Source organism: Paenibacillus sp. J22R67 (assembly GCF_059692175.1).
In genome coordinates, this window is record NZ_JCAUAX010000002.1 from 858,072 (window position 1) to 884,193 (window position 26,122).

Consider the following 26,122-nt stretch of genomic DNA (forward strand, 5'->3'; position numbering starts at 1 on the left):
AGCCGCTGTAGTTACAGCGGCTTTTTCATTCTAACGTGCAGAATTCCTGCGTCGTAGAAAGGTTCTGTCGAGATGACTTTGTATCCCAGTTGATCATAGAACCCCTCAGCTTGACACTGTGCATCCAGAATGGATGACGTGCAGTTCAATTCACGGGCTTGCTGCTCCATGGCCAGAATAATTTGCTTACCAAGGGACTGGCCTCTATATTCTTTCAACACAGCTACGCGCTGCAACTTGGCAGTTTGGGGCTGGTATTCATACCAACGGCCTGTGGCGACAGGTTGTTCGCCGTCTAGAATAAGTAAATGATGGCAGGCTTCCGGCGATTCATCCTTCTCGTCCATCTCCAAATGTTCTGGCACTTGCTGCTCGTCTACAAATACTTTAAAACGAACCTTAAAGCATTCTTTCAGTTGATCTTGATTCGTAACGCGAATGATTTCCATGTGGACTTTCTTCCTTTCAATGAATATTCCTTGATCTTATCTCATTCATGAAAAGATGTCCACATGCGTCAAAGGTTACCTCTTTTTCTCCAACATATAGCTGGATGCGCCAATGGCTATCCCCAAAATCGCACCGCCCAAAACTTCACGCGGCAAATGCCCCAGCCGCTCCTTCAAAGCTTTACGTCTGCGGGTATGGTATAATCCTGGATGCTGCTTAGCTAGTCGCTCAACTTGCTCATCAATTTCGTTTACTTCAACGGCAATTTCCCCTGCTGCAAGTCGCACTCCCATAGCATCATACATGACTACGGCTCCAAAAACGGAAGTAACGGCAAAATCAATTGCGGAAAGCCCTCTTTTCATAGCGATATAAGTAGCCAGCGCCGACACTCCCGCGGAGTGCGAACTGGGCATTCCACCGGTTTGAATGAGTTGTGACCAATCCCACTTCTTCGCTGTCATATAAGTAAGAGGAATTTTTATCGCCTGTGCGGTACCAATTCCTAGCAATGCTGTTATTAGCGCTCGATTCATTTTGCTCACCTCACTTGTAGCATCCAACACAGGTTTAGATTCTATTCGTAAATTTTGATACAATAGGAGTGTTAGCTTACGAAGAAAGTTTTCCTGCGAAAAACTCCAAGCATTTGCTAGCAACGTCAGTTTTCTTATGAAAACTCTAAGGAGTGTGAATGATGAATATCGCTTTTTTCCTTTTACCAAAATCCGAGGTTATTACAACAACATTACAAACAACGCTTCGTCAAACACTTGAGCGTATGGAATATCACCGTTATACCGCGGTACCGATATTATCCGACGATGGTCATTATGTAGGGACCGTTACCGAAGGCGATTTGTTATGGTTCTTGAAAAACGCAGAAGGTGTTTCATTCGAGAACGCTCACCGTCATTTGCTATCTGAGGTTCCCCTTCGTGTACAAAATAAACCTGTTCATATCCATGCGGACATGGTAGACCTCATTGATTTAGCCAAAGTGCAAAACTTCGTGCCGATTGTTGATGACTCCGATAAGTTTATCGGCATTGTTCGAAGAAGTGAAATCATCGAGTATTGCGCGAAACAAGTCGTGTTCAAATCTCCCTCCACTGCAGGTGAGAGGTAGTCACCGCATGAACGCCTATAGAAATACAAGGTATGCAGATACTTAAGCATCGACATAATTGTCATCCATTTTATCCATAACCTCAGCTAATCAATGGAATCTCGGAAGTACGGGTCCGTTCCTCCCAGGAACGGATTGCCCGCTTCCCTCAAGAAAAAACAAGCAGCAACCCCATAAATGTTCCTTTCCACTAGTTATCACCGCGGCAATACTTCCTTCCTCTTATTTCACTAGTAGATACGCTCCTCCTATCAAACACCCGAACAAAGCCCCTAGATAAACCAGTTGCCTAAAGGCATGGATAGGGTTCGCCCTCCAGAGACAAACTAAGAGGAAAACTTTGCTTGGAAAGGAAGGATATCCTCTTGAATCCGATGAACCAGAACAAGCAATGGCTATTAGATAAACTTGGCCCTTCCGACGATTTGGAGCATCGCTTGATGCAATCCAATCATTTTCAAGCCGAAATTTTATTTATCACAAATATTTGTGACAGCAGTTTGATCCGGGACAAGATCATTCAACCCTTTTTCCAGATGAAACAGGAAGACGAATTTGAAAATTATTTACTCTCTTTTCCTGGCTGCATTCGACCAGCTTCTAATGTTGACGCTCTGAACAAAATTACTGCTGGCTATGTTGCCATAATGCTCCGAGAACGCATTCTGCTTTTCAACGCTGCACAAATAAAGGCCGCTGCACTCAGCGACGCTCAAGTGGAAGCAACGATTCAAGGACCACAAACGGGCTTTAGCGAGCACATTGATACCAATATCAACCTAATCCGCTTCCGCTATCAAAACAACTCATTGCGCGTGGAGTGCCTGGAGATCGGACGGTTATCCAAATCTAGGCTATGCATGATGTATGATGAATTGCAAGTAGACCATCAGATACTTGATCAATTAAGAAGAACGATTGATGAGATAAAGGTCGACACCTTGCAATCAACTAGTGAGCTTACTCAACTGTTAAACAAACAGAAGTTTTCTATCTTTCCCACCTACTTAACGACAGAACGTCCTGACAGAGCCATTCTTAATCTTTCGCAAGGAAAAGTCATATTAATGCTCGAAGGAACACCCTTTGTTCTGATTCTGCCCGCCGTGTTTTATGATTTCTACTCGGCTATGGATGATAACTATCAGCTTTCTTTAGTTAGCTTTTTCCTGCTTATCTTGCGTTACATTGCTTTGTTATTGAGCTTAATTTTGCCGGCAGCGTACGTCGCGCTTACAGCGTACAATCCGGAAATATTCCGAGTCCAAGTCGCTCTGTCCATCGCTGGCAGCCGCGCTTCCGTGCCCTATCCGGCCTATGTCGAAGTCCTGCTGATGCTGATACTCATGGAGCTTCTGCTTGAAGCGAGCATCCGTTTACCAAAATCAGTAGGTTCCACAGCTACTACTGTTGGCGGATTAATACTAGGACAAGCTGCTACTTCCGCGGGCTTAATCAGCAACATTATGATTATTATCGTATCAACAGTAGCGATCTCTAACTTTGTTGTTCCCATAAATTCAATGAGCTTCGCGATGAGAATTATGAAATATCCTCTTGTCCTGCTCGCATCCGTATTAGGCATTACTGGAGTCGTGCTTGGACTCATTGGTATGACGGCCTATATGGCTAATTTAAGAAGCTTTGGCGTTCCTTATTTACGCTTATTTTTCTACCGAAAATAAGGCGAGTTCTACCTGAGTGGGGTGATTTCACCGATGATCCGTTATTTTTACTATTTGGTTTTGTTAAATATGCTGGCGAACATCATCCTCTTTGTACCTCGTATTCTTCTCTCACACAGATTTGAGGGAAGTATGATGTCGCTGGTCTTATCTGTTCCGATCGGCTTCACCCTCCTGTATGTTTTCGTCAAATCGATTACGAAGTTCCCTAGGCAGGGTCTCCCGGAAATATTAAAAAAACACGCGCCGCGATGGGTGCGTATTTTCATTTTGTCCTATTTTATTGTTTTCTGGTTTTTGGCTGGGATGATAACGTTGATTGCCTTTAGCGAGATCACAAAAAAATATATTAATCCCGATATTTCGTCGATGCTGATCGTTCTAGCTTTCGTGATTGTTGTTGGCATGATCGCCCGTTTAAAATCAGAATCCGTCCTTTTCAGCATGGAAATATTGCTGGTTACCAATGTCCCCGTTATTGCCTGGGTTCTGTATAAAGCTGTAACGAATGAAGCCATGCATTATGATGCTTGTTTCGAAATAGCTACTCATATACTGAACAGGCCGACATGGGAATCAATATCAGCTGGTACTTACATTTTCACCGGATACACGAATTTAGTTATCTTTAACAGACTCCTTAAACCAAACAAAAAAATCCCCTTTCTCTGGACAATCCCGATTGTTGGAACCTGTGTTTTGTTAACAAGTTTTCTTATTCCTGTCGGCTACCATGGAACCATAGCAGTAAATACGTTCATTTACCCTTGGATTTCAACCTCAGATTCTATGCGAGTAGAATTTGGTTTAGTCGAAAGGGTCTTATTTATTTTCATGCTGCTGTACACCAATATTAGCTTGGCTGGTTCCTTTATCCATTGGCATGTAGGTGTGGAATTTATTAAAGAACTGTTTCCTAGTCAAAAAGAAAAAACCTACATCTCCTGGGCAGTAGTCGCCGTTATGGGTGGGGTCACTTTTCTGCTCAGCTACTTCTTCAACGATAATTCCCTTTTCAATTTTGGCACTGTTTATTTAAATATAAGACTGGTTTCTGAAATTGCCTTGGTCATTCTCATCGCTATTTTTGCCAGGAGGAAAATCGCATGAAAAAATTGCTCTTCATCCTGCTTCTTTTGTGCCTGTGCCTGTGCGGAGGGTGCGGCTTCAAGGATATTGACAAACGATTTTTCGTTGTTTCCATTGGGATTGATAAATCTGAAAAAAAAGATATGAAATATCGAATTTCCCTCAAATTAGCCGTTCCTGGGAGCAACCTCGATAATAGTTCAGCTCAATACGAATTGATTACACAGGATGCCAACTCCATCACCGAGGGTGTGCGATTACTGAAGTCTAAGGTTGATAAAGAACTGGATTTCGGTCATGCAAAAATTATTATTTTTGGTTATTCATTTTTGAAGGAAAACGGCATCAATGAGTTAGACTGGCTCAATCGTCGCAGAGATATTCAACTCGTGTCCTGGGTTGCTGTAGGACAACCTTCAGCAGAAGCCGTATTGGGAACAAAAATTTCCCACGAGAGGATGCCTGGTAACTCCTTGCTGCTAAGCTTTGGTAAGACGGGGGTAGAATCGGGATATGTGGTATCCCAGTACTTATTTGACTTTTACCGCAAAAAAAAAGAACTAGGATTAGATCCCATTCTCCCTATTGTGGAATCGGCTAATAACCATTTTACCATTAACACTGCCGTCGTTTTTGATAAGATGAACCCTAAGCTCATGCTCAACCCAAGTGAAACTCGACTCTTTAATATTATAAAGGCAAGTATTAATAAAGTTGAAATTGGAACACCCTTTCAGGACTCCAAGTTTTTTGTTTCAGTGGATAATATTAATTCGAATTACCACGTTCGCATTCCCAAGAGTGGACCCCCTTATGTGGACATGCATATTAAAATGAGAGGTGTCATTGAAGAATCAGATTTAGGTCCCCTCAAAATCGAACAGCTCTCCCAATATGAAGCAGCGGTTTGCCAGTACGTTCGAGAAAAAATAGTCCTACTTTTGAAAAAATTACGAGACAATAATCTGGATCCTCTTGCCTTCGGACTGAAGTATCGATCGCATCACTTTGGAACGGTAGAAGAGGAATGGCATACTTGGCAAGCTCTCTATCCCGAATTGGAGTTCCGTGTTGGAGTTGAAATGAAGCTCGAAGGAGTAGGCGTGATCAAATAATGATCAGCTTTACGTGCCCCTTCCACTTGACTTGCATTCCCTTGATCAGACATCCATTTATACAATTGATCAGGCTGAATTCCAAGTTGATTCATCAGATGATGAATATCTATTTCTCTCATACACTACACCCCATCTATGGTTTGTCTCTTTATGTTTAACTCTTCTTTACTTTATCGATCAGACTCGAATATGTAAATAAGTGCATATTGTCGAATCGCCTAAAGAATAGATAAAACGCATCACCGAAAAAACAAATTAAAAGGTTGTGTTTCGACAAAAAAACGAAAAAGAGCTGCAGCTAGCAGCTCTTTTCACTTTGCTGATGACATCTTATATTATTGTAGCTGTCCATTCGAGGAAGCTTTGGAGGATACAAATTCGCTAGCCCAATCCACCATGCCGTTCATTAATGTCAAAATCAGATTGACAGCGTCCTTCTCCGTTAATGTGCCATTGTTAGATTGGCTGCTGACATACTGGGATGTTTTTTGTTCGAGCTTTTCAACCAAATCCTTAATTTTCAATAATTCATTGGCTAAGTCTGAGACTTGTTGGCCGCTATTACCATTTTGTAGGGCTTGCTGGCCCTGAGCTTGACCTTGGCCTTGGCCTTGTCCCTGACTCTGAGCTTGATCCTGGCTTTGTCCTTGGCTCTGAGCTTGATCCTGGCTTTGTGCTGGGTCTTGTCCCTGCGCTTGCTGTTGACCAGAATCCGAAGCTTGCTGCTGCTGATTTTGGCCACCTTGCGAGTTCTGGGATCCGCCTAACAACATTTTCTTTACTTGTTCGAGCTCAATTAACACCAAATCATTTTGCTTGGTGAGTTCATCCATTTGCAACTTAAGATCCTGTGTTTTGATCATGTTGTCAAGATTGCTCCTTCCTTTATTTCACGGCACCGCAGGCGATTCGTTTACCAGAATTTCCGGATGGATCCGTCTTCAGATCATCAGCTTTCTCATGAATGACGAGAGAGGTTCCCCCTGGCTTAAATAGTGAATTCGGCTTGTCAGGAAGCAGTACCACGGATTTGGTCATAGTACTCAAATGGCCATTTCCCTGCTCATCTACGACCAGGTTAGGAAGATCCCCTGCATGAACACCTTTGGGATTAAGAAAACCATGCTCTTTATGCATCGGATTAAAATGTGCACCTGCAGAGTCAAATGTCGGCGCATCGCAAGCTGATTTTTCATGAATATGAAAACCATGGGCACCAGGCGTTAGTCCGCTTACTTGAAGATCAATTTGTACCCCTTCTGGGACTGCTGTCAATTGCGCCTTTCCAATGGCTTGTCCACTTGCACCAATTAATGCAACCTGTAGAGGCGGCGTGGAGTCGGATTCTGCTGTCGCCGTGCTTTTCACGCTTTGACAGCCAGTCAGCACGATCAGTACCAAACTCACAGACATAGCAATTTTTAATGATTTCATGACATATTGTCCTCCCGAAGACTTAGCATTTTACATAATCTACCCTTAGGATGCACAACTGACTTCTGCTGTAACCGTATTACAAGAATAAAATTTTCATATTTGTTCAGAAATAGTAAAAAACCCGCAATCTTTCGATCGCAGGCTTTTCATCATTTATTTCCCCTTATAAAATGGTCATCAATTTGGCTATAATTTGTAGATTTTCAAGCTTTCGCTTGTAGAAATGGAACTCAACCTTCGTATGCTCAACGGCATCTTCCATTCGTAAGACTTGTTGCTGCAAATCTTTCGTGTAAGGCCACATTTCTGCTTGGCGCTGTTGCTCATTTTTTCCTGTGACCACGCCATCGCCAATGACCTCACATTCCTTCGCCAATAGCTCGTGTTTGGCCCAACTTAGCTCAGATACAGCATCCACATAGATAGCTTCAGCTTGTTTGAGCAGCTCAGGTACTAACTGTAATTCCAAAATAACATCCGACCGGTTCATTCGGACTCCTCCTAAGAGTTTTCGTAAGAAAACTATCTTTGTAAGCATTAGCTCAGCTTAGCAAATCATAAACTTTCGCTGCTTGCCTCATGTATATTCATAGAAAAATAAAACATGCTCATTAGTGAAATCCGGCGAAAATAAGCCATTTTAGGGTAAATAACGTGATTATGCACGGTCTCATTTCAGCAGGATATGACAAACGTATTAAGGTTTCATTAAATCTATTGATAGCCCTTTAAACCTCTTGTATAGCCTAATAAGAGCGGATAGAATGATAGTATACATAACATGAGGAGGTGACAATGAATGAGCCAAGAGGAAGAAGTTGTATCCCAAAACGAAGAAGAAATCGCTGAAGAGTCCACAGAAGAAGTGGTGAACGAAGAGGCGACTGAAGAAGTTGCAGAGGCTGGTGAAGAAGCTGCTGCGGCTGAAGAAATCGTGGAATCCGAAGAGGAATAATTGATCCTTATTTTAAAATAAATCCTCCCTCAGCCTACCGGCTGGGGGTTTATTGATTTTATAGATATTTTATATTTTATGTGTATAAATTTTCTGAACATTCAAATAATATTGGTGTACCATAAAAAAGGAGATGATTTTGAATGGCTAGTAACAACACTTTAGTCGTACAACAAGCAAAAGCAGCATTGGATCAACTGAAGTTTGAAGTCGCTCAGGAAATTGGTGTCCCTCTCTCCCCTACTGGCTACAACGGTAATTTGGCAACTCGTGATGCTGGCGCGATCGGCGGAAACATCACGAAGCGTTTGGTACAAATCGCTGAACAACAACTTTCCAGCTTTAAACGTTAATTCTTTCATGTAAGAGCAAACTCCAAAAGACTGATTTCACTCGATCCTCCTTAGAGTGACCATCAGTCTTTTTTCTTTTTCTTCAATATCGTCATCTGTTCCTTCGATATCCTCACCACTTTTAACTCGCATATTCTATTCAGATTACCTCTTTAGTATGATGACTTTATCCCTTACATACGAAAGGAGTGGTAACCATGACTGAACAACAATATGAAATTTTCCGTGATCCGTACCGCATGCTTATTTTATTGGCCACATTAGTTAGCGAACAAAAAGGTGAAACAACGCTGCAGTTTGACAACGTGCCTTATTTCGAAAACGACACCTTCCTCATTCAGCACGGCAAATTTATTTACAAAAAAACACAAACTGAAATCACCTGGTTTCAATTCCTAGGAAGAGACATTGCCTGCAACAAAGACTACACCCGTGAGGAATATAACAAAATGTTCGTTGATTGCCTGGCTTCGCTTTACAACATTGCCTAGTTCATGCAAAAAAATTGAAAAGCGCTGTTTAGGTGGATGTACCCACCTAGACAGCGCTTTTTACCATGAGTTACTTCTTTTTCACTTCTTCTACAAATACATCATTTGCATCACGATTACTTCCTAGCTCAAGAATAGTATACTTCTTATCGCCAATCATAATCACATCTTCCACTTCAGGAAGCGGATCACCCAAATATACAGTACCTAGATACACATTACTGCTTTTCAAACGCAAATTCCATCGATGTTGCTGCTTCGTCATGCCTGTTCCTCCCAAACTCTAATGACACCAAGTTACCATAAATTCCGCTAATATGAAAGTCCTATATCAAAGCGCTGACTTTTTTGATATATTAGTGACATGATTGAGCAGAAAGGTTGACAAATCCATGACAACGCAAGGCGTAACTGACGATGAGCTATCCATCCTTCTGGGTAAAGGTCATACAGCAACTTTAGAAGCTTCATCTACTGAACTTTCCTTTATGCCCAGGTCCAAAAAGAAGCGTAAAACTTACCATATTCTCTCTAAGCTTTTTCGACTTTGGCGCAACTAATCGTTTACAAAATAACCCTCATATGTATTGACACACATACAAATTCTTGGTATATTACTAATTGTCTTCACAAAAACGACTTGTTAGCTCAGCTGGGAGAGCACTATCTTGACAGGGTAGGGGTCAGTGGTTCGAGCCCACTACAGGTCATATATAACAGAAACCCGCAAAGCCATGTGCTATGCGGGTTTTGTTTATTAGTACAGTCTTAAAAAAGTACATATAACAGTTTGTTTTTTTATTGTTTGGTTACGCATTGGATACCAAATACTTTATTACAATTCAAAATACGTCATGAAGTGATTACTGTAACTTCATTTACAAACTAAATTAACGAACAATAAGTATCAGACTTGAGTCATTGATTTAATACGGTCTTTAAATTGAAGAATGGTCAGCTTTTGAAATTTTGTTTTAGACTGATCCAATAAAAGAAACAGCGGCAGACCAAGACTTTAATAATAAAGTCTTAGACCGCCGCTGTTGTCATTAAACTAACGTTACCCGTTAGCATCAGAAAAACCACTTTTTGGAGACAAATAAGTTTTGAATTGCAAGAAGCCTGCACATTCAACGGTTTGCTTGGCTTTTTCGTGAAAAACAAATGACAAAGTAGTAGCAATCCAAGTAATCCGTACATAATTTGAAGTATTTTCATGTTATGGAGGTATTGGAATGCTCATAAGAACAATAGATCGATTTACGAACAACACCGGTGTATCTCCGAACGAAATTGGATTTACAGACGATGTTTTCGGATTTCTAAAACCAGGACAAAAAATAATTGTGAAACGTGGAACCCGGATTCGAGGCAACCTCTCTGTCGCTTTTGAAGCATTTGAAGACGATCCCCAACCGGCTTTTAAATTAACAAGATCCAACCAGAGATTATTCAAACTGATAAACAATGCGGCCTATATCGTACAGTATGATACTAGGAAAAACATATTCCGTATCGGAAGACGAATAAACAATACCAGTTCCACCCATAGAACAATAATTCGAGCTCGCGTAAAACCTTCACAAGAAATAAACATGGATTTATATAGGAGAAACTTTGTTGCAAATGTTGTGCTAATGAGAAGTCTATTGAATCGCATTGTGGCGAATCCCCGATTCACATGTGCATTAACCCGTGTTCTGAGGATTGGCCAGCAAGAGCGGTTGCTTGATTTATTAGAAAATACTCTAGGTCCGTTTTCTTTTAGCGATAATAAATTGTTTCGATTAGAGGCAGGAAAACCGGGGAATTTCTCTGCTTGCGTTGGCGCTGCATTCTTGACGAATTTCTGCAATGCCTTCGATCTCGTAATCGGACGTTCTGCGTTACGCCCTTCCCATGTTCGAGCATTGGCCAAAACATTAATTCCTTTATATAGAAGAATTGCCCAGGATAGTAATTATGCCGAAGCATTAACGAGCGCGATCTTTTCGAAGAATGTGGCAAAAGTCCGCTCCCTTATTCGTCAGACGATTAATTCCCCATCCCTTACGGTTACATTGCCGCCAAATGATCGTGTTGCCCCTAACACTCCCCCAAGTCGACTTAACCGGCTCCGCATCTGCCTCGGTCTAGGCGAGGTTATGTACTGCTCAGAATTTCATTTATTGCTTGTCTAGTGTAAGATATCGAAGATACGCTATTTTTAACCGATATGAATCGAATTGTTTCTAAAAAGATCTCATAATAGGTCATATTCTATACTTCAAGACTTATTTGTAAACCAATAAGAAGTGTATGGGGACAAATTGGTTTTGAAGTGAAACAAGCCAGCAAACTCAAGGGTTTGCTGGTTTGTTGCTGAAATAGGAATGACAAATATAGTTTTGAAGTTTTTCCTGTCACTCACTAATTAATCTCCACAAATTGAGAAAAGGAATAAAAGGAACCGATCATATGATTATCATATGATCAGCTGCCTTCTCAAATGGCGGATGTTCTCTTACTTTCCTGGATTGATCCGCAGCACAGAAGTGATCTGATTGAATTCCATGAGGACATTGCCCGCTGTTAAACCCAACTGTTCTGCAGTCCGCGGAGTAACTTGAATGATTGCATCCATGAAAATGTCACTTCCTTCAAGTATACGGAGGCTTTTACTATCTAGGCCGTGCTTTAATAGCAGTTGTTCACCGATGATCCCTAAGGTAACATGTCCGTTCGCGGATATATAGATCTGCCCGTCCCGGATAGTAATGACATTAGGATTTTCACTATCTTGATCCTCAATGACTTGTCTGCCGACTCTCAAGGAAAGCCTCGCTATTGTAACCGGCTTTCTGAACAAGTTCATTGCTCTGGTCTCCGTATCGAACACAACACGGTACCGTCGGTTCTTCAGCATAAGCTTCTGTGCAACATTGCGTCCGACAGTAAGAATTTGATCGATACATTCCCCACCCTCCTCTCTCTCCAGCTCGACATTGACAATCTTATTTCTTCTTCTCATTGTTACGGGTCCGGAAGAAATAGCTAATGGATCAAACGGAGAACCGCCACAGTCAGTTAACAGATTCACATTATTGCTATCGTTGCGGCTTACACCTACATCCAATATTCCCTTCACAATCATCGTAATCACACCTTTCTCTTCGACTAGACTAATCTATGAGGGAAATATGTTGTTGGCATAGACGTTTGCCCCACAAAATCATTGAGAATTAAATGTTAACACTGTGGTGCATCCGATAAGGGATGAAAATAGGGAGGAATTAAGTATAGACTCCCAAATTAATAATATATCTGTTTATGGATCGACCATTCCGTCTTCTGTCCATACAGCGCATAATTCAGCTTTAAGAACGTCTCTATAAGCAATCCATTCCCAGTCCCCTACTCCGCTAGAAGTCTCCACTATGTCTAATCGAAATTCACCATGCTTACTACGCGCTACAATGCCGGTAACTGATCGAGTCTTAAATTCTTCATACAATGTTAGTACAAGTGGTTTTTTATACATCTGCTACAAGCTCAGCACTGCTGAAATATTTTGAATTTCTTGCTCATCTCGTATAGGTCGTAACAAGCGTTGATTTTCTTTTCGACTTCTTAGCGCGGCTTCCTTATGCTGTGGAAGCATCATACGGCTAGACTCCCAAAGTCCGTTAAGTTCTAATTTTTTACTCATTTATAGTGACCTCCAATTTTGCCTGCTCTATCCGCTGCGAGACCGGCTTTCATTAGACTTGAAGCCCTAATAATTGCCGTGTTACCGAACCGATCCTTGATGCCGTCCAATACACTATCTAGCTTACGCAACTTCGTCACGTCCTCGAAGAGGTCCAGCTGTGTGATTTCCTCATCATCAAGCGACCCTAGTGTGACACCAACTTTACGTACCGGTTGACCATTCCAATTACGATGAAATATCTCACGCACTGATCCGAATACTTTTAATGTATTGTTCGTGGCAAAAGGCATTTTTCTCTGCATACTAAATCCGGTGGGAGCATCGTACGGTGAACACATACAGAATACATGAATGGTTCCGCTCGTATATCCCTTCTTTCGCGCATCACGGCAAACTTCTTCCGTTAATTCCAAAAGCACAATATCTACTTCTTCTGCCGTCGAATAATCTCTTGGCAAGGTCATTCCGTGACCAATTGATTTCGGAGCTACATTGAACGTTCCTGGCGTGACTGGACTATCGTCAAAGCCATTAGCTGTACGCCACATGACCTCAGCCTGAATGTCTGACTGTTTACCAAATCGTGCACGGAACTTCTGCTTGAGAACATGCAATGGTGTCCTTGCAACGTGACCGATTGTGGTCATGCCAATGTTAACAAAATGTCTCGTCATCCGCGACCCAACTCCGTACATCTTATCTACACTTAGAGGCCATAGAACGCGTTCTACATCCTCTTTACCAAGTGTAAAAATGCCATTCTGGTTTTTCTTTGCGAAGTTGTCCGTTGCTTGTTTAGCAAGGATTTTAGTAGGACCGATGCCAACACGAATACGTATGTTCATTGATGCCGCGACCTTCTTTTGAATCATGACAGCCAGTTCTTCTGGATTACAGCGAAAATGATTGAGCGAGCCTGTCACGTCCAGAAACTGCTCATCAATCGAAAATACTTCCACAAGGTCTGTGTACTCCTTGTAAATATCCGTAATCGCAAGTGATACATCAATATAGCGTTGCATGTGCGGCCGCATTACAATCACATTCGGACATAACTGTAGTGCCTCTCCAAGCCTCTGCGCTGTACTAATTCCAAAGCTCTTGGCTATTGGGCAAGCAGCCAAAATAATTCCTGATCTTCTAGCTGGATCTCCAGCCACCACAACCGGGAGATTTTCTAAGCCCGGATGAGAAGCTTTTTCGACGCTAGCGTAAAAAGATTGGCAATCCGAGAGATAGATCGTACGATCACTTTTTTCTCTCAATACCATTTACAACGACCTCCGCATTCTCATTAATGTTGTCATAAGTTCAGCTTTAATCAAACTGCGTAACATTGTAAAATGGTGGACGTATCCGCGAACTTTATATTCAACATTAATGCCTAAAGCTATGGTTGATGTTTTTAACACTCTGATGTCACGCACTTTCATTGCACTCTTAATATTTTGTATTTCAGGATAAATTGCCTCCTCAACTTCTTTTAAATAAAAAAGAATATGACCATATATAATTTTATCTTTGTGAACCCTAAGCTCTTCCGAATCCCTCGCCAGCATATCAAGTAAAATAGGAAACAATGTAAATTCTTTGATTAATTGAACATCTTCGTCGGTCTCTACATTTGTCATGACACTCATTTAATCACCTCAAAATAAGAACATTTGTTTGTATTTTATATTATATACCGAACACATATTCGCTATGCAAGTTATTTTTAGGAAGTCAAAAATCCCCACAGCCATTTAAGCAGTGGGGATTTACTTATTTACTAAATGAGTTCTATTGGCAAATTAATACTCTCCGAACTCATGAGTACTTCATCTACCTTTAAGGACGTAGTACACTGGAAATGTGATTGCAGTTGCTATACTCAAACAAACAAATGAACTAGGGGTAATTAATTTCTTCATTCTAAGGCTCCTTGCTTCCTTCAAATCCCATTAGTCATAGATAGCTCTAAGGTGTACCATTATTATGGGTGATGAAGAAAATGTTTATTCCTCCAATGCTTCTCCAATATGCCAAAAACAACGAACCGTTTGATGATGATTCCACTTTCGCCGAATTGAAATGGGATGGTATTCGGTTGATTATATCAAATATGGATGAGTTTAACCTATACACAAAGAACACGAATGCAACAGTAAAATATCCTGAACTACACAATCCACCGATTCCTAAAGGAACTATTCTCGATGGAGAAATTGTTGTCCTTGATGAACAAGGGCGAGCGGACTTCGAAGCAACAAATACAGGTTTCCGGTCCAGTAAGAAACGTAAACCAGTTGTATTCATGGCTTTTGACATTTTGTACCACCGAGACTTAGACGTGACTGGATTGCCTTCAGAGCGGCGCAAGCAGCTGCTTGAAGAGACACTTCAGGAGACGGAACACTATAGAATTGTTCGGCCTATTAAAGGCAGTGCAAAGGACTTTTTTAATATCGTATGTCATCATGGTCTTGAAGGTATTGTCATTAAGAAAAAAGATTCGAGATATGAAAAGGGAGCACGCTCCTGGTCATGGCAGAAGGTTATTAACTACCAAAAGGCAGTGGTTTACATAACCGGTTACAGCAAGAAAGAACATTCTTGGCTTCTTAGCTATCAAGAGGGTGAATCTGTCCGCAGTATTGGCACCATGGAGCTTGGAATAAGTAAGTCTGCTCGTGAATCAATGATGCCTGTGTTTCATTCTTTTAAAAGTGGTGAGAGCAAAGATTACGTCTTTATAAAGCCTGTAGTACGCTGTAGAGTTAAATATAGGGATTGGTAAAAATCTGGAATCATGCGACTTCCAGTCTTTGAGGAATTTATTGTTTAGGGGATGACACTTATGGAATACCGAGTTAAGCATACAGAGACAGGTGAAGAGAAAACGCTGAGTCATTTAGAAGTGAATGATATGGATTATGATGTAAATAGCCGCATCGTTGTTTTCGATACAAACATGGAGGCATATTTTTTAATTGATGAAGTTCAAGAGTACTGAATTGTCGAGAATTATTGGATTTCACCGAGAACATCAAAGAGTCCCTTCATTGGAACAGGTTGAGAGGGCTTTTAATGATGCAATGGCTGGAGATATTGATGGAGCCCTGCGGCTTCTAGACTGGAAACGTCACTGCTTTTATGTAAAAAATGATTACGAAAGAGAAGTTATGTCGAAGGTATTTAGGTATTGCTCCAATGTTATAGAATAAAAATTAAGCCTGGGGCACCCCCAGGCTTTCGCTTATTCCAACAGGTATCAAAAAATCCGTGTCTAACAAACATTCACTTTAAACAAAAAGGGCAGTTGCCGCGGCATCTGCTCCCTGGTTTTTTGAACTATCGTTCCCAGTTAGCTCAACCCAACTTATAAAGCAAAAGCTAATCATTCCAAGAGTACATTTTTCTGGAATAAATTGCAAACGAAGTGGTATCGACGTAATATGAAGAATCAGATTAATGCGAGGGGGGGGGATAACAGTGGGGGAGAAAAATATTCCCAAGAGACGATGCGCTAAAGGTACTCCCGCCGCAGCATCCCGACCATGTTCATCACCTAAGAAAAAATCACGGCGTTCTGGTTCTTGTCGGGCATGTCCACCATTTCGATATTGTAGGAGAAAGAAAAAGAAACGCAAATCGTTTTGTACATTATTTAAATTCCCTAAACAGATTTACCCCCGCGAATTGACACGGATCGAGAAGATAGAACAAAAGGAAATATGCACGCCCCCTATACCTCCAGAATCTCCGAAAAATGATCTTATAAAGAATGAAATATGTGGGCTTATACAACAAAAATGTAACGGTGAATTTGTAGAATACTGGAGATCCATTGATCTTACTTCTATTCAATACGGATCAGTTACAGTGATTAATTCCAGTGAATGCACTATGACTGTCAAAGCAGATACGAACGGCGATGGCATACCAGATATAACCTTATTTACCATCACGGATAGAGATCAAACCAAAGCAGTAACTTTGCGATCTATAACTAGCCTTCAAATAAGTTGTGAAGGTGACTCAGGGGCAACATGCAGTGGAAAATTCTGTTTAACTCTATATTATCGAAGTTAACCACCTTTTAAGAAAAATCCCATTTGTTATTTATTGTCGATCTCAAGCCGTCCATCCCCAAGTTCCATTGGTTCAAGCTGCTATCCCTTTGTTATTGGAAGTTAAAACTGGCTACCATAGCCCTCATCTTGTTGAACAGGTGGGGGCTATTTAATGCTTACGATTCTATTTCCCCTCTATGCGATTTGCGTAATAACAAGGTGTGCTGAAACAGGCCTTGTTCCTCCAGCGAGAGGAGTGATGGTTAGTGCCGCGGGATTGCCAGCAGGGTTTCGTACAGTGAGTATTGAATTGATGACTGTTGTTTGCACAAGAGCCATTCCTATTATCTGAGAAGTACCCGTTGCTCGCCCGGCCACCGTATAGGCTAGGTCAACGCCATTGAGAGTTAAAATCAGTTGGCCTGCTTCGGTCACACTCACCTGAAACAAGACCTGATAAGTGCCAATTGAGGATAACTTAAAAGTACTGGTTCCAGTACGGGTAATAACATTTCCACTAGTAGGTCCATTTTGCGGGAAACTTACGTCTGTACCGGGAGCAACTGTTGCTGCGTTATCAGAAGGCATCAACGCATAAAAATCTGCAAAGTTTAATGTCGCGACTGTCATCATACCTGTACATCCGTGGCAACAAGAACAACGGGAGTTACTTAGATACATTCTCTGACACACCAAAATCACAACCTTCAAGTTAATTTTATATCACGCCTGTTAAATACCCCTAAATGGTAGAAAGAGTCCCAACCAGGAAGACTTGACGCAAGTCACGACCGAAAACAGACATATTATATAATTATAATATGCAAATTAAGATGTTCGGGGACATGCACTAGTACTTTGGCAATTGGCATATTTTTCACATTATTTTGGTATTACTAGAGATGACGGTTCGGATAACGAGTGGTAGTTTCAAAGAATCTGTTGGATAATGCTGGTTCTACTCAAATGAGCACTACTTGAACAAGACATATGAATGCATAAAACCTCTTATTTTGTGAGAATCTTACCACGGCAGCTGTGTAACAACGTGTTAAACAAACAAAAAGGCCCTATTTACCACTTCCCGTTTCCGTCGAAAAACGACCAAGGAAAAAGAAAATGGCTTTATAGGAGCCTTTTTTGTACTTTTGAGAAGGTTTTTTATCGGACATAATATTAAGATTTAAAGGAATAAAGGAATTAGTAAAGATAAAACTATGCTAATTGAAAAAATAAACTTCTATATGAAAATGAATCCTTGCCGGCCGGTGGCCAAAAAGATAATATAAAAGCTAGACAACTTGCAATCCTTACACTACAATAGTACACGTTTATATAGAGTGATACAATACGTACCGCTATCCCCGAGGACTGCTGAAATTGTAAAACTGGTAGGATTATTAACTGATTGGGAGTCAGTATTTCCTTGAGTTGCACTTATAGCAATAGGTGGAGTAGCAGTCCCTGTTGCATTAACCGTCGCTGTACTGGAAGCTGAGTTAAATAATTGAAAGGTTCCAGAAAAATAAGCTCCAGCAGGGGCACTCCATACTTCGCCGATTCCCCCTAAGGGTCCGTTAAAGTTACCACAAATTTGTTCTTGGAATATTTGTGCAGAAGGACAGCATCCACCACCTAATCCAGTTGAACCACACATTATACAATCCCCTCCACTATGAATATCCTACAATATCATGACAATGAATCCGTGCCGGCCGGGCCAAAAAGATAATATAAAGCTAGACAACTTGCAATCCTTACACTACGCGAGTACACGTTTATATAGAGTGATACAATACGTACCGCTATCCCCGAGGGCTGCTGAAATTGTAAAACTGGTAGGATTATTAACTGATTGGGAGTCAGTATTTCCTTGAGCTGGACTTAAACCAATAGCGGGAGTAGCGCTCCCTGCTGCATTAACTGTCGCTGTGCTCGATGCTGAGTTGAATAATTGAAAAGTTCCTGAAAAATAAGCTCCAGCAGGAGCACTCCATACGTTCTCTCCTGCTAAAGGTCCATTAAAATTACCACAGATTTGTTCTTGGAACATTTGTGCAGGAGGACAACATCCACCAGTTGAGCCACACATTATACAATCCCCTCCATTATGAATATCCTACAATATCAAAACTTTATATTATATGAATGGAACATAGGTATGGAATAAACGGTTGTCCTATAGATGAAATTTTGGGTGGATTGAATGCTTCAGGCTACATAAAGTATATTGAGCCGGATCTAGTGCAGGTGATCCGGCTGCTATCCCATCTGCCACACTAAACCGCCCGGTAGTTGAACGATCACATGGACATATGTATAAAATATCGAATTTTATACATATGTCCCTCTCCAATCAGGTTAGGTATCATTTTGTATGGTAAAAAATACCTAGACCTGTTAAACTAAATACGACAAAATATTTAGCAATTACTTCAACCGATGGAGAAACTTTCTAAAAGGGTAGGCTGATCAGCATGAGTGTCGTAATGAATGTAAATGCAGGACAACAAAGTGAGCGAGTAGAACTAAATTCCCATTTTGATGGTGGACTTCTTCAGTACATAGGATGGAGTATTTTAGGTGCTTTTGTAACAGTGATAACATTGGGAATTTGCTACCCTTGGAGTTTGACGAAGATTTATAAATGGAAAATTGAACATACCGTTGTAAATGGCAGAAGGCTTCAATTTAATGGTACCGCAATGGGGTTGTTTGGAAATTGGATCAAATGGTGGCTTCTCTCAATCATTACACTAGGCATTTATGGATTCTGGTTATTCATCGCTTTAGAAAAATGGAAAACAAAGCATACGACTTTTAGATGATAGGGAGTTGCTCCTTTGAAATTAGGATTACGAACGCCTAGTCTAAAGAAACGGATCGCCGCACGCACAAGCCTGAAGAGACAGATCGTGCATCGAATGGGTATAAAAATGCCGCGTGGCTTTGGATGGCTTAGAAACCCGAAGAAAGCTGCGTACAACAAGGTATATAACCGAACAACGTTTGATATTTTCAGCTTGATCAAGAAATTATTCAAATAAAAAAGCCCTCAATCCCTTTGATTAGGGAAAGAGGGCTTTTTTGTTTAAATGAGTCCTTTTCGGTGGAAAACCGTTAGTAGACTATAAAAATCGTGACTACGACCATCTGGGGAATCGATTAAATTGCATCTTACAGCAGCTTCAACGGCACTCTTTGCCCAATCAGACGATTTCAATCTACCGTTGTTCTCCCCGACCATTTTTTTTAATGTGCCAAGCATTTCCTCAAGTCGGTTAAGCTGGCTATTATCCATCCACACAACTCCTAATTTTGATAGTTTTATTTATTATAACATACCTTGCAAGAACTACTTTACATAAATGCAATAGACTCAGTACGCTTCATTACTGAAAAGTATTTTCCTGAAAATTATCAGCAGTCTCTTTTTGCATGCTTAGAAGTAATGATTGTAAGTATCAAGAGTAAGTCTTGCTGTAGCATGACCTGACCTTTTTATAGCAGTGCCAAATACCGGCGTATATTGCTTTTATTGGTTGGAGTCTTGACGAGCTCCTGACGTTAATCCCAGCAAGAATGCTATAAAATAATTTAATAAGTTTTAGCCGCAGGAAACACACCTACGGCTTTTCATATGGCTATCTTCTATGCTCTGGAAACTGTATTTCACCCTTCCTTTTCAACGAATTTTTCAATCGCTTTATCAAAATCTTCCCTGGATTCAGCCAATTTATATACAAACACACCATTAATATCATTGATTTCATGTTCATCAAGATCAATACTTTCATAAAAATTAGCAATGTCTAAGGGAGACCCTTCAACAATAAGTTCTACACCTTTATGTTTGGGAGAAACAATATATGCTTTCTTTACTTTGGAAGAAGGAGAGTGGAAAATGACTACTTTCCCTTTTCGAGTTAAGTAGTCCAGTTTCTCTGGGTAATTATTCTTCGTCCCACAAGGCAATTTAAACGATGACAATAGCGGCATACAAGAATCCTCCTAAAACTTTATTAAAGTCCAGACTTTCTTTTCTCAAGTCCTTTAAGAATATTTTACATGCATCAATCGTCAGAAGCAAAAAAAGGCTCCCACCAGAGCATTCATGTTAAAATCTCCGCAGGAATTGCCTCTGCCTCAAATGCACACAATATGAGTGCTTCAAAATAACTCTAAAGGTGGCCAACTATCATGTCAGAAAACAACCAACAACAAGAAAATCACTTAAAAGATCAAAAAGATAACAAACCAAATCAAGGCAGCAGAAAAAAGAAAAAGTAGATGTATGGCTACTGATTATAACTACTGATATTGAATTTTGGTGGTTTCAAAAAAAATAAAAGCCCGGGGATACTTTCCCACGGGCTTCTATTCATTCGTATAATTCACTTCTATTCCGTTCAAGTTCCTTCTGTTGGGCATCCAGCTTATTTGTTATGTCACTAATTCTTGTTTCAAGCCAATCCTTCGTATACACCTTCAGCAAGGCATCCTTCGATAAGTCAATGGCATTCAAAATGATTTCGATTTCACCTTCGTTTAAATAAGTATTATTATCGTTTAACATAAGTTCAACCTCCTCGAACAATTAATTTCATTATTCCCACCTTTTATAAACATTAAAACTTGCATCATCAATACCAGACACAGAAAAGCACCCGAATCATTTCAGGTGCTTACTCTTATAAGTGTTCACAGCATAATCAGCTGTGGCTTCTACTTTTACGCCTGCTCCTCATCCACCACAACCGAATCACGAATCTGCTCAAAAGAAACAGGTGTATAATCCAATTGTTCCACACTTACATTGTAATAATGCCGCCCCTCATACTTCTGACCATGAATATGACCATGAACATTCAAATAGGGCATTTGTTTATTCATATACATTGGCTCATGCGAAAGAAAAAAGAAATTCATATATATGAGAGGATACTCACTTACCTCATCGAATCCAACATCAAGCCACCAGGTCCTCGTTCTCCCCCGATCGTGATTACCGAGGATAAGGATTTTGTACCCATTCAGCTGTGAAACAATTTCCTGAGTGCGTTCTTTATTAAAAAAAGAAAAGTCACCTAGATGAAAAACTTTGTCCTCATTACGGACAACAGCATTCCATTTAGCAATCATATTCGCTGTCATTTCGTCAACATCTGAGAAGGGTCTGTTTTCGAAGTCAATGATGTTTTTATGACCGAAATGATGATCTGAAATAAAATAAGTCGTAGACATTTTCACAACTCCTTCGATTCAATTTCCGACGACTTTCACACGGTCCCTCCACCCGTACGACCAAATTAAGGTACATAGTGGCAAAGCCCAAAGAAATGGCGCATAACCAACGTATTGCTCGACGGGCACTCCAACAATGGTTCCACATACAATAGCCAGCATATTCCAAGGAATCATGGCAGCTAAAATCAGGCTAGAATCTGCAACAACTCTGGCAAGCTGACTTCGCGGGAAGCGTTCTTCCCAGAAGGGCAGCAAACTCCTGCCTGACATCATGATCGGGAGGGTTTGCGTGCACGAAACCATGCCAAGGCCTAAGCCAAATAAGCCAGTTCGAAAAGTGGCAGCAAATAAGGAAGTAGAGCTCCCACCCAATAATTTTTGCATATAGGCCTCTAATACACGATTTTCCTCCAAAATGCCGTTGAACGCTCCGGCAAGTCCAATAAGTACAATTAACTCAACCATGTCGAACAAACCTTTGGTTTGCAGCGAATCAAACATACTGGAATGAAAACCAAACCACATCGCATGCAGCCACTCATGCCAAGTAACTCCTTGAAAAATAACGCCAATTCCTATTGCACTAGCGATGGAAATGAGAAATCCGGTTCTTGTTTTAAATCTTAGCAGAATCGAAAGTAGTAATAGGAGCACAGGCAATAGCAACCAAATGCTATAGTTAAAACCAGTTCCAAATTGCTCACGAAGCAAATTTTTTTCCCCTTGATGCCACTCGCCGCTCATGTCGCAAAACAAGAAAAAAGCGAATGTAATACATCCAGCCCCAATCGTGGTTGGCAGCAACGCTTTAAATAAGTCTTTGACGGAAACACCTGTAGAAGATGCTACAAGACGGTTCGCACTTGAAAAAGGTGAAGTCCGGTCGCCAACAAAAGCACCGGATACAAGCGCCCCTGCAACCATCGGCAATGGGATTTGGAGCAGTAAAGCAAGGCCAATTAGTGGGATTCCAACCGAGCTTAGCGTTCCCGTTGAGGTGCCAAGCAGCATAGAAATACAAACGGATAGAACAAACGAAAAAGTAAGAAAGAAACTTGGATCCACAATTCGAAGTCCTAAATCGATCATATAGGGGATCGTTCCGCTGGCTGTCCATGTTGGGATAACAACGCCGACTAATGCGAGAATCCACATAACCTCTTTGGTATGTTTGACACCCGCCCACATGCTTCCTAGAATGCCCCTGAAGGCAGCTCCGCCCCGCCAGACGATGACTACCAATGTTATCAGTCCAAATGAAAAACCAATCGCCAGAGCGATATGAAGCACATATGAGGCAGCGAGTCCAAGAATGGTAATAAGTATCGTTACGCCAAGTTGTCTATTCGTTAACATGTGTCATTTTATCCTAACATCTCTCGAATCGTTTTCGTGGTCTCTTCGATGGCTTGTTTAAGTGCTTCAGACTCTCCTTGATAAGGATGTACAGAACCAAAGGTATGATTCCCCCCAGGAATTCGGATCCACTGGATGGATGAATTTTGTTCTACCAGCTGTTTTGAGCCTCGAATTAGCCGCTCTCCATCCTCGGTTCCTTGAATTAACGCAATTGGGAACGCTGCGCCGCTAATTCTACCTATAATATTGAAACGCTCACTATTGCTTTCCATATCTTCAAGGATCTCGAGATCTAACGGCATATTTTGCTTCGTGCGACCGTTTAACGTATATGTTCTTCCTGCTGTGCGCATCTCTTTTTTATTATCCTCTGTCAGCAGATCGACATTCGAAATGCCATTCCAGCTAATCACACCCGCAATATGATCGGGATGATCGAGCGCATAGATTAAGCACACCCCTGCCCCTCTGCTATGGCCCATAAGCAAGATCGGTTTCTCCGCAGCAGCAGCACCAGCAAAACTTTCATTCCGCCGAATCTCTCTCACAACGGCATCCAAATCTTCAAGATCCCTGGAATAGGTATCGCGTGCGAACTTCTCAAGCTCTGTAAATTCAAGCAAGTCCGCTCCAACGCCATTGTGAGAGAAATTGATTGCCATCACGTTTACATCAGCTGCCAAAGATTGCGCCACGTGTGGAAACATGCCCCAGTTTTTAAAACCTTTGTATCCATGGCAAATAATAATCGTCCCCAGAGCCGGCTGTGACGCCGCTTCATAGAAATCACCTCTGACAATCCGATTCTCTCCTATATGTAGTTCAAATGCTTTACCTTCACTTGGTTGCATAAGTTACCTCCCTCTCCTAAGTACTGCTATATTTTAACACAAATGTTATTCAGACAGCAGGAGACGATGAATTGTTCATAAATTTATGGCAATTAGTAAAAACTTGACTATGGCGTTTCATCCTGCAACGCAAATGTGGACCGCCACTAAAATCAATTCAGGAGGAAGCTTACCTATGCATGATGCCCGAGCAACTCGCTTGCTCCGAACGTTGATCTGCACCCTGCTGCTTTCAGTGATGTCCATTGGTCTGTTATGTCCTTTCGGCCAAGCCCTCAGCTACCCAGAAACAGTGAGTACAAATACCTTTCTGCTGGTCGTCCAAGCATCACCACATGCCGCCTACCGATCAGAATCATCTTTTGAGAATAAAAAATTACAGCGAGAACTTGAGCAACTGACTGCAGGGGCTTCGTATGCCGAAGCATTACCGCCGGATACCACCCTCATTTATCATAAAAAAGGGCAGACGGTTAACTACGGCGTCACGGTAAACGGGGAATTGGTTGATCCTATGACCAAATCCATCTATCCAGTCTCGACTGGCGTGCAAGAAGCGCTCCGCACACAAGTTCAAGCGCTTAGAGCTCAGCACTATGGCGAAATCCTGACTTGGGAAGACGCAAGCGAGGTCATCCCTAAATATAGCAAATTCACGATAACCGACGTGGAAAGCGGTCTTAGCTTTGAAGGACAGCGACGCGCAGGCTCGAGCCATGCGGATGTCCAACCGCTGACGAAGAGTGACTCAGCGACGCTCAAAACCATTTACGGCGGCGCCTGGAGCTGGGATCGCAAAGCGGTCCTCGTCAGGTTTAACGGCCGCACGCTGGCTGGCTCCATGCACGGCATGCCGCATGGCGGAGACGGCATTCCCGGAAATGACTTCGATGGTCATTTCTGCATTCACTTCCTCGGGAGCGTGACGCATGGCTCCCGCTCCTCGGATCCGGCGCACCAGGTCATGGTGCACCGGGCAGCCGGCTTGCTGACGTCCTACATCAGCAAGCTTTCGCCTTGGGCGCTGATCGACGTCTGGATCAGCGGCGCCAATCAAGGTGACCTGCAGCTGCTGCAGGTCACCACAGGGCAAGAGCAGGCGATGCATGTGCGAAGCATGCGCCGCCTGTCCAAGTTCCCGGAGCGGGACGTGTCCCAGCTCCTTGAGCTTGAGGCTGCGGTCGACGTTACGGTTACACCGGCACGTGCTTCCGCGCCTGCACACAGGCGTATGCTCTTTCGGCTCGAAAGAGCATCGCTTGATTCGCGCTGGTACATTCGCAGCGCGGTCATGCAATGACAAAAGCCCGTTAACTCTCACATGAAACGAGAGTTAACGGGCTTGATTTTATTGCTGCGGCTGACCAGAAGCTTTGCGCAGCTCATTCGCTAGGCGATTGAATTCCGCTCGAGCTGGAACCGAAGTTGTGGCCTCATAGCCAGCAGACAGAAAAGGTATGATTACATTGGCATCATGCGTAGAGAGTGGATAAGTCACTGGCGTCAGCGTGTTCCACCAGCCTTCACTGCCGTAAGATTCGTCATGATCGATTTGAATGCCATTCTCTGAAACATCATTCAAATATTGATAAATGTTAATAAAGGTGGATTTTTTACCGCCGCTCCAGGCGTAGGTTTGCCAAAACCGTGAGCAGGCCCCTGCCTTCTTCACGGCTTCCATAACTGCATACGATCCATATACCCCAGTGGTATACTCCGGAGTCGCTTCACTTGCCGCTCGGATGTATGCAATTATCGTTGCCATTTGAGCGCTTGTCGCGTCAAAATCAACGGCAAAATATATACAGCTTCCTGCGGGCTGTCCCAGTTGATGAGCCACCTGTACCGCGGTAGCTCCGTCAGCTAATCCTGCACTTCTTCCGCCGAGAGCTCGATTTGCCGTAGTTTCGAAAACAGATACGATTTCCAAACCTGCTTGGCTAATTCGCTCCGCTTCACTTTTCGTTAAAGCCTTATACCCGCTCGGGACGAGATATCTGGCCACAAACGAGTAGCCATCTTTGACGAAAGCAGCGGCGGTTTGCGCCGTTAAAGGCGTTGAACAATCAAAACCTTTGGTCACTTTCTATCACCTAATTTCTACTAGTTTGTTACATCATATGCTCGTAGACAATAGATTGCTACACTTCAAATGAGTTGCTTATTAAAGGAAAGTAACAAAAGGCTCTTACCTATGAAGGTAAAAGCCTTA

Annotated in this window: 34 protein-coding genes and 1 tRNA gene; 15 read left to right on the forward strand and 20 right to left on the reverse strand. The window is 41.9% G+C overall.

Annotated elements, in window-relative coordinates; translation table 11 throughout:
* Positions 1-11: 11 nt before the first annotated feature.
* Together AC58VC_RS10130 and AC58VC_RS10135 are read right to left on the reverse strand one after the other, a co-directional pair.
* Entirely contained in the window at positions 12-449 is a 438-nt protein-coding gene (locus tag AC58VC_RS10130) for a GNAT family N-acetyltransferase (RefSeq protein WP_497368652.1), read from the reverse strand.
* A 75-nt stretch (positions 450-524) separates the two neighbouring features.
* Complete coding sequence (locus AC58VC_RS10135; protein ID WP_497368653.1) at positions 525-986, reverse strand: divergent PAP2 family protein; 462 nt, start codon at positions 984-986, stop codon at positions 525-527.
* Positions 987-1,147: 161 nt separating this feature from the next.
* On the opposite strand from AC58VC_RS10135, the gene AC58VC_RS10140 reads away from it, so the two are divergent.
* From AC58VC_RS10140 to AC58VC_RS10155, 4 genes are all read left to right on the forward strand, one after another.
* Positions 1,148-1,579, forward strand: coding sequence for a CBS domain-containing protein (locus AC58VC_RS10140; RefSeq protein WP_497368654.1), 432 nt, complete (start codon positions 1,148-1,150; stop codon positions 1,577-1,579).
* 344 nt (positions 1,580-1,923) lie between these two features.
* Positions 1,924-3,264 (forward strand): spore germination protein, encoded by a 1,341-nt coding sequence (locus AC58VC_RS10145; protein WP_497368655.1) that lies wholly within the window; start codon positions 1,924-1,926, stop codon positions 3,262-3,264.
* A gap of 33 nt (positions 3,265-3,297) precedes the next feature.
* Positions 3,298-4,374 carry a GerAB/ArcD/ProY family transporter gene (locus AC58VC_RS10150; RefSeq protein ID WP_497368656.1) on the forward strand — a complete coding sequence of 359 codons (1,077 nt, stop codon included), beginning with the start codon at positions 3,298-3,300 and terminating at the stop codon, positions 4,372-4,374.
* Positions 4,371-5,468, forward strand: a complete 1,098-nt coding sequence (locus tag AC58VC_RS10155) for a Ger(x)C family spore germination protein (RefSeq protein WP_497368657.1) — start codon at positions 4,371-4,373, stop codon at positions 5,466-5,468. Before AC58VC_RS10150 ends, AC58VC_RS10155 begins: the two co-directional genes overlap by 4 nt.
* Positions 5,469-5,806: 338 nt before the next feature.
* Here the strand turns inward: AC58VC_RS10155 and AC58VC_RS10160 are convergent, their stop codons facing one another.
* From AC58VC_RS10160 to AC58VC_RS10170, 3 genes are all read right to left on the reverse strand, one after another.
* Positions 5,807-6,334 (reverse strand): hypothetical protein, encoded by a 528-nt coding sequence (locus AC58VC_RS10160; RefSeq protein WP_497368658.1) that lies wholly within the window; start codon positions 6,332-6,334, stop codon positions 5,807-5,809.
* Between the two features lie 22 nt (positions 6,335-6,356).
* Positions 6,357-6,905 (reverse strand): superoxide dismutase family protein, encoded by a 549-nt coding sequence (locus AC58VC_RS10165; protein WP_497368659.1) that lies wholly within the window; start codon positions 6,903-6,905, stop codon positions 6,357-6,359.
* A gap of 166 nt (positions 6,906-7,071) precedes the next feature.
* Positions 7,072-7,398 (reverse strand): hypothetical protein, encoded by a 327-nt coding sequence (locus AC58VC_RS10170; RefSeq protein ID WP_145656799.1) that lies wholly within the window; start codon positions 7,396-7,398, stop codon positions 7,072-7,074.
* Between the two features lie 309 nt (positions 7,399-7,707).
* Here AC58VC_RS10170 and AC58VC_RS10175 point away from each other — a divergent pair, with 309 nt between their 5' ends.
* The 3 genes from AC58VC_RS10175 to AC58VC_RS10185 all read left to right on the forward strand — a co-directional run bounded on the left by AC58VC_RS10175 (position 7,708) and on the right by AC58VC_RS10185 (position 8,707).
* On the forward strand, positions 7,708-7,863 hold the full coding sequence (locus AC58VC_RS10175; protein WP_497368660.1) for a hypothetical protein: 156 nt from the start codon (positions 7,708-7,710) through the stop codon (positions 7,861-7,863).
* 143 nt (positions 7,864-8,006) lie between these two features.
* On the forward strand, positions 8,007-8,216 hold the full coding sequence (locus AC58VC_RS10180; protein WP_127452072.1) for an alpha/beta-type small acid-soluble spore protein: 210 nt from the start codon (positions 8,007-8,009) through the stop codon (positions 8,214-8,216).
* Between the two features lie 197 nt (positions 8,217-8,413).
* A complete protein-coding gene (locus AC58VC_RS10185; RefSeq protein ID WP_497368661.1) occupies positions 8,414-8,707 on the forward strand; it encodes a hypothetical protein in 294 nt (97 codons plus the stop codon).
* 70 nt (positions 8,708-8,777) lie between these two features.
* On the opposite strand, the gene AC58VC_RS10190 is transcribed toward AC58VC_RS10185, so the two are convergent.
* Positions 8,778-8,972, reverse strand: coding sequence for a hypothetical protein (locus AC58VC_RS10190; protein ID WP_497368662.1), 195 nt, complete (start codon positions 8,970-8,972; stop codon positions 8,778-8,780).
* Positions 8,973-9,344: 372 nt separating this feature from the next.
* Here AC58VC_RS10190 and AC58VC_RS10195 point away from each other — a divergent pair.
* Positions 9,345-9,417: transfer RNA gene (locus AC58VC_RS10195), tRNA-Val, on the forward strand.
* A gap of 927 nt (positions 9,418-10,344) precedes the next feature.
* Positions 10,345-10,887 (forward strand): hypothetical protein, encoded by a 543-nt coding sequence (locus tag AC58VC_RS10200; RefSeq protein WP_497368663.1) that lies wholly within the window; start codon positions 10,345-10,347, stop codon positions 10,885-10,887.
* A gap of 323 nt (positions 10,888-11,210) precedes the next feature.
* Here the strand turns inward: AC58VC_RS10200 and AC58VC_RS10205 are convergent, their stop codons facing one another.
* From AC58VC_RS10205 to AC58VC_RS10220, 4 genes are all read right to left on the reverse strand, one after another.
* The gene (locus AC58VC_RS10205) at positions 11,211-11,840 is read right to left on the reverse strand and encodes a hypothetical protein (protein WP_497368664.1); all 630 of its coding nucleotides are present in this window, start codon (positions 11,838-11,840) and stop codon (positions 11,211-11,213) included.
* A gap of 390 nt (positions 11,841-12,230) precedes the next feature.
* The gene (locus AC58VC_RS10210) at positions 12,231-12,395 is read right to left on the reverse strand and encodes a YolD-like family protein (RefSeq protein WP_497368665.1); all 165 of its coding nucleotides are present in this window, start codon (positions 12,393-12,395) and stop codon (positions 12,231-12,233) included.
* A complete protein-coding gene (locus AC58VC_RS10215) occupies positions 12,392-13,663 on the reverse strand; it encodes a DNA polymerase IV (protein WP_497369010.1) in 1,272 nt (423 codons plus the stop codon). The genes AC58VC_RS10210 and AC58VC_RS10215 overlap by 4 nt, the downstream gene beginning before the upstream one ends.
* A 6-nt stretch (positions 13,664-13,669) precedes the next feature.
* Positions 13,670-14,038, reverse strand: coding sequence for a YhjD family protein (locus AC58VC_RS10220; protein ID WP_497368666.1), 369 nt, complete (start codon positions 14,036-14,038; stop codon positions 13,670-13,672).
* A gap of 344 nt (positions 14,039-14,382) precedes the next feature.
* Between AC58VC_RS10220 and AC58VC_RS10225 the strand changes: the two genes are divergently transcribed.
* From AC58VC_RS10225 to AC58VC_RS10235, 3 genes are all read left to right on the forward strand, one after another.
* On the forward strand, positions 14,383-15,177 hold the full coding sequence (locus tag AC58VC_RS10225) for an ATP-dependent DNA ligase (protein WP_497369011.1): 795 nt from the start codon (positions 14,383-14,385) through the stop codon (positions 15,175-15,177).
* A gap of 60 nt (positions 15,178-15,237) precedes the next feature.
* Complete coding sequence (locus AC58VC_RS10230; RefSeq protein ID WP_157317848.1) at positions 15,238-15,393, forward strand: hypothetical protein; 156 nt, start codon at positions 15,238-15,240, stop codon at positions 15,391-15,393.
* Positions 15,394-15,851: 458 nt separating this feature from the next.
* The gene (locus AC58VC_RS10235; protein ID WP_497368667.1) at positions 15,852-16,472 is read left to right on the forward strand and encodes an S-Ena type endospore appendage; all 621 of its coding nucleotides are present in this window, start codon (positions 15,852-15,854) and stop codon (positions 16,470-16,472) included.
* 176 nt (positions 16,473-16,648) lie between these two features.
* Here AC58VC_RS10235 and AC58VC_RS10240 read toward each other — a convergent pair whose 3' ends face one another.
* The 3 genes from AC58VC_RS10240 to AC58VC_RS10250 all read right to left on the reverse strand — a co-directional run bounded on the left by AC58VC_RS10240 (position 16,649) and on the right by AC58VC_RS10250 (position 18,545).
* The gene (locus AC58VC_RS10240; RefSeq protein WP_497368668.1) at positions 16,649-17,086 is read right to left on the reverse strand and encodes a hypothetical protein; all 438 of its coding nucleotides are present in this window, start codon (positions 17,084-17,086) and stop codon (positions 16,649-16,651) included.
* 682 nt (positions 17,087-17,768) lie between these two features.
* The gene (locus tag AC58VC_RS10245; protein ID WP_497368669.1) at positions 17,769-18,110 is read right to left on the reverse strand and encodes an S-Ena type endospore appendage; all 342 of its coding nucleotides are present in this window, start codon (positions 18,108-18,110) and stop codon (positions 17,769-17,771) included.
* A 105-nt stretch (positions 18,111-18,215) separates the two neighbouring features.
* Positions 18,216-18,545 carry an S-Ena type endospore appendage gene (locus AC58VC_RS10250; RefSeq protein ID WP_497368670.1) on the reverse strand — a complete coding sequence of 110 codons (330 nt, stop codon included), beginning with the start codon at positions 18,543-18,545 and terminating at the stop codon, positions 18,216-18,218.
* Between the two features lie 385 nt (positions 18,546-18,930).
* On the opposite strand from AC58VC_RS10250, the gene AC58VC_RS10255 reads away from it, so the two are divergent.
* Together AC58VC_RS10255 and AC58VC_RS10260 are read left to right on the forward strand one after the other, a co-directional pair.
* The gene (locus AC58VC_RS10255) at positions 18,931-19,281 is read left to right on the forward strand and encodes a DUF898 family protein (protein ID WP_497368671.1); all 351 of its coding nucleotides are present in this window, start codon (positions 18,931-18,933) and stop codon (positions 19,279-19,281) included.
* Between the two features lie 15 nt (positions 19,282-19,296).
* The gene (locus AC58VC_RS10260; RefSeq protein WP_497368672.1) at positions 19,297-19,500 is read left to right on the forward strand and encodes a hypothetical protein; all 204 of its coding nucleotides are present in this window, start codon (positions 19,297-19,299) and stop codon (positions 19,498-19,500) included.
* Positions 19,501-19,544: 44 nt separating this feature from the next.
* Here AC58VC_RS10260 and AC58VC_RS10265 read toward each other — a convergent pair whose 3' ends face one another.
* The 6 genes from AC58VC_RS10265 to AC58VC_RS10290 all read right to left on the reverse strand — a co-directional run bounded on the left by AC58VC_RS10265 (position 19,545) and on the right by AC58VC_RS10290 (position 23,910).
* Positions 19,545-19,754 carry a hypothetical protein gene (locus AC58VC_RS10265; protein WP_497368673.1) on the reverse strand — a complete coding sequence of 70 codons (210 nt, stop codon included), beginning with the start codon at positions 19,752-19,754 and terminating at the stop codon, positions 19,545-19,547.
* 371 nt (positions 19,755-20,125) lie between these two features.
* Positions 20,126-20,452 (reverse strand): hypothetical protein, encoded by a 327-nt coding sequence (locus AC58VC_RS10270; protein WP_497368674.1) that lies wholly within the window; start codon positions 20,450-20,452, stop codon positions 20,126-20,128.
* A gap of 382 nt (positions 20,453-20,834) precedes the next feature.
* On the reverse strand, positions 20,835-21,029 hold the full coding sequence (locus AC58VC_RS10275) for a hypothetical protein (RefSeq protein ID WP_497368675.1): 195 nt from the start codon (positions 21,027-21,029) through the stop codon (positions 20,835-20,837).
* Between the two features lie 155 nt (positions 21,030-21,184).
* The gene (locus AC58VC_RS10280; protein ID WP_497368676.1) at positions 21,185-21,697 is read right to left on the reverse strand and encodes a phosphoesterase; all 513 of its coding nucleotides are present in this window, start codon (positions 21,695-21,697) and stop codon (positions 21,185-21,187) included.
* Between the two features lie 18 nt (positions 21,698-21,715).
* Positions 21,716-23,056: a Na+/H+ antiporter NhaC family protein gene (locus tag AC58VC_RS10285; protein ID WP_497368677.1), complete on the reverse strand. Its 1,341-nt coding sequence runs from the start codon at positions 23,054-23,056 to the stop codon at positions 21,716-21,718.
* Between the two features lie 8 nt (positions 23,057-23,064).
* Entirely contained in the window at positions 23,065-23,910 is an 846-nt protein-coding gene (locus tag AC58VC_RS10290) for an alpha/beta hydrolase family protein (RefSeq protein WP_497368678.1), read from the reverse strand.
* 175 nt (positions 23,911-24,085) lie between these two features.
* Between AC58VC_RS10290 and AC58VC_RS10295 the strand changes: the two genes are divergently transcribed.
* On the forward strand, positions 24,086-25,210 hold the full coding sequence (locus AC58VC_RS10295; RefSeq protein WP_497368679.1) for a hypothetical protein: 1,125 nt from the start codon (positions 24,086-24,088) through the stop codon (positions 25,208-25,210).
* A 48-nt stretch (positions 25,211-25,258) separates the two neighbouring features.
* On the opposite strand, the gene AC58VC_RS10300 is transcribed toward AC58VC_RS10295, so the two are convergent.
* On the reverse strand, positions 25,259-25,993 hold the full coding sequence (locus AC58VC_RS10300) for a DUF1906 domain-containing protein (RefSeq protein WP_497368680.1): 735 nt from the start codon (positions 25,991-25,993) through the stop codon (positions 25,259-25,261).
* Positions 25,994-26,122: the final 129 nt, after the last annotated feature.

Excerpts from the sequence above, each read along its gene's own strand:
- AC58VC_RS10130 (WP_497368652.1), bottom strand. The coding sequence starts at position 449 with ATGGAAATCATTCGCGTTACGAATCAAGATCAACTGAAAGAATGCTTT.
- AC58VC_RS10135 (WP_497368653.1), bottom strand. The coding sequence starts at position 986 with ATGAATCGAGCGCTAATAACAGCATTGCTAGGAATTGGTACCGCACAG.
- AC58VC_RS10140 (WP_497368654.1), top strand. The coding sequence starts at position 1,148 with ATGAATATCGCTTTTTTCCTTTTACCAAAATCCGAGGTTATTACAACA.
- AC58VC_RS10150 (WP_497368656.1), top strand. The coding sequence starts at position 3,298 with ATGATCCGTTATTTTTACTATTTGGTTTTGTTAAATATGCTGGCGAAC.
- AC58VC_RS10155 (WP_497368657.1), top strand. The coding sequence starts at position 4,371 with ATGAAAAAATTGCTCTTCATCCTGCTTCTTTTGTGCCTGTGCCTGTGC.
- AC58VC_RS10160 (WP_497368658.1), bottom strand. The coding sequence starts at position 6,334 with ATGATCAAAACACAGGATCTTAAGTTGCAAATGGATGAACTCACCAAG.
- AC58VC_RS10165 (WP_497368659.1), bottom strand. The coding sequence starts at position 6,905 with ATGAAATCATTAAAAATTGCTATGTCTGTGAGTTTGGTACTGATCGTG.
- AC58VC_RS10170 (WP_145656799.1), bottom strand. The coding sequence starts at position 7,398 with ATGAACCGGTCGGATGTTATTTTGGAATTACAGTTAGTACCTGAGCTG.
- AC58VC_RS10175 (WP_497368660.1), top strand. The coding sequence starts at position 7,708 with ATGAGCCAAGAGGAAGAAGTTGTATCCCAAAACGAAGAAGAAATCGCT.
- AC58VC_RS10180 (WP_127452072.1), top strand. The coding sequence starts at position 8,007 with ATGGCTAGTAACAACACTTTAGTCGTACAACAAGCAAAAGCAGCATTG.
- AC58VC_RS10185 (WP_497368661.1), top strand. The coding sequence starts at position 8,414 with ATGACTGAACAACAATATGAAATTTTCCGTGATCCGTACCGCATGCTT.
- AC58VC_RS10190 (WP_497368662.1), bottom strand. The coding sequence starts at position 8,972 with ATGACGAAGCAGCAACATCGATGGAATTTGCGTTTGAAAAGCAGTAAT.
- AC58VC_RS10200 (WP_497368663.1), top strand. The coding sequence starts at position 10,345 with ATGAGAAGTCTATTGAATCGCATTGTGGCGAATCCCCGATTCACATGT.
- AC58VC_RS10205 (WP_497368664.1), bottom strand. The coding sequence starts at position 11,840 with ATGATTGTGAAGGGAATATTGGATGTAGGTGTAAGCCGCAACGATAGC.
- AC58VC_RS10210 (WP_497368665.1), bottom strand. The coding sequence starts at position 12,395 with ATGAGTAAAAAATTAGAACTTAACGGACTTTGGGAGTCTAGCCGTATG.
- AC58VC_RS10220 (WP_497368666.1), bottom strand. The coding sequence starts at position 14,038 with ATGAGTGTCATGACAAATGTAGAGACCGACGAAGATGTTCAATTAATC.
- AC58VC_RS10225 (WP_497369011.1), top strand. The coding sequence starts at position 14,383 with ATGAAGAAAATGTTTATTCCTCCAATGCTTCTCCAATATGCCAAAAAC.
- AC58VC_RS10230 (WP_157317848.1), top strand. The coding sequence starts at position 15,238 with ATGGAATACCGAGTTAAGCATACAGAGACAGGTGAAGAGAAAACGCTG.
- AC58VC_RS10235 (WP_497368667.1), top strand. The coding sequence starts at position 15,852 with ATGCGAGGGGGGGGGATAACAGTGGGGGAGAAAAATATTCCCAAGAGA.
- AC58VC_RS10240 (WP_497368668.1), bottom strand. The coding sequence starts at position 17,086 with ATGATGACAGTCGCGACATTAAACTTTGCAGATTTTTATGCGTTGATG.
- AC58VC_RS10245 (WP_497368669.1), bottom strand. The coding sequence starts at position 18,110 with ATGTGTGGTTCAACTGGATTAGGTGGTGGATGCTGTCCTTCTGCACAA.
- AC58VC_RS10250 (WP_497368670.1), bottom strand. The coding sequence starts at position 18,545 with ATGTGTGGCTCAACTGGTGGATGTTGTCCTCCTGCACAAATGTTCCAA.
- AC58VC_RS10255 (WP_497368671.1), top strand. The coding sequence starts at position 18,931 with ATGAGTGTCGTAATGAATGTAAATGCAGGACAACAAAGTGAGCGAGTA.
- AC58VC_RS10265 (WP_497368673.1), bottom strand. The coding sequence starts at position 19,754 with ATGGATAATAGCCAGCTTAACCGACTTGAGGAAATGCTTGGCACATTA.
- AC58VC_RS10270 (WP_497368674.1), bottom strand. The coding sequence starts at position 20,452 with ATGCCGCTATTGTCATCGTTTAAATTGCCTTGTGGGACGAAGAATAAT.
- AC58VC_RS10275 (WP_497368675.1), bottom strand. The coding sequence starts at position 21,029 with ATGTTAAACGATAATAATACTTATTTAAACGAAGGTGAAATCGAAATC.
- AC58VC_RS10280 (WP_497368676.1), bottom strand. The coding sequence starts at position 21,697 with ATGTCTACGACTTATTTTATTTCAGATCATCATTTCGGTCATAAAAAC.
- AC58VC_RS10285 (WP_497368677.1), bottom strand. The coding sequence starts at position 23,056 with ATGTTAACGAATAGACAACTTGGCGTAACGATACTTATTACCATTCTT.
- AC58VC_RS10290 (WP_497368678.1), bottom strand. The coding sequence starts at position 23,910 with ATGCAACCAAGTGAAGGTAAAGCATTTGAACTACATATAGGAGAGAAT.
- AC58VC_RS10295 (WP_497368679.1), top strand. The coding sequence starts at position 24,086 with ATGCATGATGCCCGAGCAACTCGCTTGCTCCGAACGTTGATCTGCACC.